We start from the raw sequence: 4,560 nt of genomic DNA, 5'->3' as shown, positions 1-4,560 counted from the left end.
GGGGGCGGGCGTTGCCCGCCCGGACACGGTCGTGGAGCGGCGGCTCAGGCGAGCTTGCCGAGCTGGTCCGACACCGCGCCCAGGAAGCTCTCCCAGGACTTGACGAACTTGTCCACGCCCTCGTTCTCCAGCACGGCGAACACGTCGGTCAGGTTGACCCCGGCGTTCTCCAGCGCGGCGAAGTCGGCGTGGGCCTGCTCGTAGGTGCCCAGCACGGTGTTGCCCGTGATCTCGCCGTGGTCGGCGACGGCGTCCAGCGTGGCCTGCGGCATCGTGTTCACGGTGTCGCGGGTCACCAGCTGGCTGACGTACATCGTGTCCTCGTAGGAGGGGTCCTTGACGCCGGTGGAGGCCCACAGCGGCCGCTGCGGCTTGGCGCCGTGCTCCTCCAGGGCCTTCCACTCGGAGGAGGAGAACACCTCCTCGTGGGCCTGGTGGGCCAGGCGGGCGTTGGCCAGAGCGGCCCGGCCCAGCAGCCCCAGGGCCTCGTCGGTGCCGATCTCCTTCAGTCGCTTGTCCACCTCGGCGTCCACACGGCTGACGAAGAAGGAGGCCACCGACTGGATCCGGGACAGGTCGTGGCCGTTGGTGCGGGCCAGCTCCATCCCCTCCAGGAAGGCGTCCATCACCTGGCGGTAGCGCTCCAGGGAGAAGATCAGCGTGACGTTGACGCTGATGCCGTGGCCCAGCGCCTGGGTGATCGCGGGCAGGCCCGCGGCCGTCGCCGGGATCTTGACCATCAGGTTGGGCCGGTCCACCAGCCACCACAGCGCCTTGGCCTCGGCGGTCGTGCGCTCGGTGTCGTTGGCCAGGCGCGGGTCCACCTCCAGGGAGACCCGGCCGTCCACGCGGTCGGTGGAGTCGTAGACCGGACGCAGCGTGTCCGCGGCCCAGCGGATGTCGTAGGCGGTGATCATGCGGACCGCCTCCTCCACCGTCACGCCCCGCACGGCCAGCTCGTGGACCTGCTGGTCGTAGGCGTCGCCCTCGGCGAGCGCCTTGTCGAAGATGGTGGGGTTGGAGGTGACGCCGACCACGTTGCGGGTCGAGATCAACTCGGCCAGGTTGCCGGAGCGCAGCCGCTCACGGCTGATGTCGTCCAGCCAGACGGACACGCCCGCCTGGGACAGGTCGTGGAGTGCGTTGCTCATGGGTTCCTCACGCCTTCCTCGGGGCGGAGTGCCCGCCCCTGCTCGCACACGTCGAAGGAGGACGGGCCCGCCGGGGTGTCCGGCGGGCCCGTCGGGGTCAGCCGGAGGCCCGGGCGAGGCTCTTGCGGGCCGCCTCGACCACGGCCTCGGTGGTGAAACCGAACTTCTCGTACAGGACCTGGTACGGGGCGGAGGCGCCGTAGTGCTCCAGACTCACCGACTCGCCGGCGTCACCGACGTACTGGCGCCAGCCCATGGCGATCCCGGCCTCCACCGAGACGCGGGCGCGCACGGAGGGGGGCAGCACCTGCTCGCGGTACTCCTCGCTCTGGCGCTCGAACCACTCCACGCACGTCATGGAGACCACGCGGGTCGGGGTACCGGCCTCCTGGAGGGCCTTGCGGGCGTCCAGGGCGATCTGCACCTCGCTGCCGGTGGCCATGAGGATGACCTCCGGAGCGCCCCCGTCGGCCTCGGCCAGGACGTAGCCGCCCCTGACCGCGCCCTCCGCCGAGGCGTACTCGTCGCGGTCCAGGACGGGCAGGTTCTGTCGGGTCAGGGCCAGCGCGGACGGACGGTCGCCGTTCTCGATGACGGAGCGCCACACCACGGCGGTCTCGTTGGCGTCGGCCGGACGGATCACGTCCAGGCCGTGGATGGCGCGCAGCGCCCACAGGTGCTCGACCGGCTGGTGGGTGGGGCCGTCCTCACCCAGGCCGATGGAGTCGTGCGTCCACACGTAGGTGACCGGCAGCTGCATGATCGCGGCGAGCCGGACGGCGGGGCGCATGTAGTCGCTGAAGACCAGGAACGTGCCGCCGTAGGGGCGGGTGGGGCCGTGCAGGGCCATGCCGTTGAGGATCGAACCCATACCGTGCTCGCGCACACCGAAGTGCAGCACGCGCCCGTAGGGGCCGCCCGGGAACATCTCGCTGGCGCGGTCGAAGGGCAGGAAGGACTGCGCACCCTTGGGCGTGGTGTTGTTGGATCCCGCCAGGTCGGCCGATCCGCCCCACAGCTCGGGCAGCAGCGGCGCGAGGGCCGAGAGCACCTCGCCGCTGGCCTTGCGGGTGGCCATGCCCTTCTCGCTGGGCTCGAAGGAGGGCACCTCCTTCTCCCAGCCCTCGGGCAGCCTCTTCTCGACCAGGCGGTCGAACAGCGCGGCGTGCTCACCGGCGCTCTCGTGCCAGGCCCTGAACTCCACCTCCCACGCGGCGCGCGCCTCGCGGCCCCGCTCCACGGCGCGGCGGGTGTGCTCGAGGACCTCGTCCTCGACGGCGAAGGGCTCGTCGGGAAGGCCGAGGATCGCCTTGGTGGCGGAGATCTCGTCGGCGCCGATGGCGGCGCCGTGGATGGCGCCGGTGTTCTGCTTGTTGGGCGCGGGCCAGCCGATGACGGTGCGCAGACGGATGAAGGTCGGACGCTCGGTCTCGGCCTTGCCGCGCACGATCGCCTGGAACAGGGCGTCGACGTCCTCGACGTACTCGCCGGTGGCGCTCCAGTCGACCTCCTCCACGTGCCAGCCGTAGGCGCGGTAGCGCTCGGCCACGTCCTCGGAGTGCGCGATGCGGGTGTCGTCCTCGATGGAGATCCGGTTGTCGTCCCAGATCATGATGAGGTTGCCCAGCTGCTGGGTCCCGGCCAGGGCGCTGGCCTCGTGGCTCACGCCCTCCTGGACGTCGCCGTCGGAGCAGAAGGCGAAGATGTGGTGGTCGAAGGGGCTGGCGCCCGGACCGGCCTCGGGGTTGAACAGGCCGCGCTCGCGGCGGGCGGCCATGGCCATGCCGACCGCGTTGCCGACGCCCTGACCGAGCGGTCCGGTAGTGGTCTCCACCCCCGGTGTGTGGCTGAACTCGGGGTGGCCGGGTGTACGGCTGCCCCACTGGCGCAGGCTCTTGAGGTCCTCCAGCTCCAGGCCGTACCCGGCGAGGTAGAGCTGGATGTACAGGGTGAGGCTGGAGTGGCCGACCGACAGCACGAAGCGGTCACGGCCCGTCCACTCGGGGTCCGAGGGGTCGTGCCGCATGATCTTCTGGAAGAGCAGGTACGCGGCGGGCGCCAGGCTCATCGCGGTGCCGGGGTGTCCGTTACCCGACTTCTCGACCGCGTCCATCGCCAGCGCCCGGACCGTGTTGACGGCGCGGAGGTCGAGGTCCGACCACTCCAGGGTTTGCGGGGTGTGGGCGTTCACGGACTTTCGTTCTCCTTCTCGGGCACCCTCCGCGCCCGGTGGACGGGACGCGGGGTGTGTCGGTTGGGTTGTCTGGGACCGCCGCCGGACGCCCCGGTGCGGCCCGCCGAGAGGCGGACCCGGGGTGAGGGATGAGGACGTGCCCGCGCATGGCTGTGCGGACACCGGCGTGTCAGCCTTGCCATCCCCCCGACGACGGCCGTCGCGGCCCGGAAACCGCGACGGGTTCGGCCGTCTTCGAGCCTATCGTCCGGACTCGGGGATGTCGTTGCCCGACACCTCTCATTACCAGCTGGTAATAGGGTGGTGGGGGCTCCGCGCGCCCCGGTGCGCGGTGGGGAGGGTGGGGTGCCCGCGGGCGGCGCGTGGCACGCTGGAAGCGCGTCGGGGCGTGTGCGACCCTTCTGGGAACCCGACGGGTCCCCGGCACGGCATCCCCCGAGGACCAGCGGTTTTCCTAGTGAGGGGGCTGGTCCGCAGCCTTCGCGAGGAAGTACTACAGTATGTCGTTGACGGGGTTTCCGCCGATCCTGACGCTTTGTCGGTCCGCCGGCCCCCGCGTGGCGAGCTGTGTCGAAACCCCTAGAGTTGTCGAGGTATCCGCGTGTCTGAAACCGAGCCGGTGCCCCCCGTGGGGACGCGAGAGAGCCGTCCGGCCGTGGGGACGCGGTACTGATGGCACTCACCAACCGCGCTCCGCGAACGAACCCGGACGGTGCCCAGCCCCAGGCCCCCCGCAGGGCCACCCTGGGCGCGTACGTCCGCGCCTACGTCGCCCTTTCCAAGCCCCGTGTCATCGAGCTGCTGCTCATCACCACCATCCCGGTGATGTTCGTCGCCGCCGGGGGAGTGCCGCCGCTGTGGACCGCGGTCGCCACCCTCCTCTTCGGCACCATGTCGGCGGCCAGCGCGAACGCGATGAACTGCTACATCGACCGCGACATCGACCGTGAGATGCGTCGCACCCGTCAGCGTCCCGGCGCGATGGAGCTGGTCACCCCGCGCGGCGCCCTCGTCTACGGCCTGGTGCTGGCCGTCGGTTCCACCGCCGGGTTCGCGCTCCTGGTCAACCTGCTCTCGGCGGCGCTGTCGGTCTTCGCGATCCTGTTCTACATCTTCGTCTACACGATGGTGCTCAAGCGGCGCACCGCCCAGAACGTGGTGTGGGGCGGCATCGCCGGGTGCATGCCGGTACTCATCGGCTGGGGCGCCGTGACC

Annotated in this window: 3 protein-coding genes; 1 reads left to right on the top strand and 2 read right to left on the bottom strand. The window is 71.0% G+C overall.

Annotated elements, in window-relative coordinates:
* Positions 1-44: 44 nt before the first annotated feature.
* Both tal and tkt read right to left on the bottom strand, forming a co-directional pair.
* Positions 45-1,151, bottom strand: coding sequence for a transaldolase (gene tal / locus D455_RS0122735; protein WP_017572988.1), 1,107 nt, complete (start codon positions 1,149-1,151; stop codon positions 45-47).
* A gap of 97 nt (positions 1,152-1,248) precedes the next feature.
* Positions 1,249-3,342, bottom strand: a complete 2,094-nt coding sequence (gene tkt, locus D455_RS0122730) for a transketolase (protein WP_017572987.1) — start codon at positions 3,340-3,342, stop codon at positions 1,249-1,251.
* A 675-nt stretch (positions 3,343-4,017) separates the two neighbouring features.
* Between tkt and D455_RS0122725 the strand changes: the two genes are divergently transcribed.
* A partial coding sequence (locus D455_RS0122725) for a UbiA family prenyltransferase (RefSeq protein WP_017572986.1) occupies positions 4,018-4,560 on the top strand: 543 nt, incomplete at its 3' end.

The organism is Nocardiopsis halotolerans DSM 44410, from assembly GCF_000341065.1.
GTDB classification, from domain to species: Bacteria; Actinomycetota; Actinomycetes; order Streptosporangiales; family Streptosporangiaceae; genus Nocardiopsis; species Nocardiopsis halotolerans.
The sequence above is the reverse complement of the archived record's forward strand: the minus strand, read 5'-3'. Positions and strand labels throughout refer to the sequence as shown.

Coding starts and splice junctions, on each gene's coding strand:
- tal (WP_017572988.1), bottom strand. CDS start 1,151: ATGAGCAACGCACTCCACGACCTGTCCCAGGCGGGCGTGTCCGTCTGG.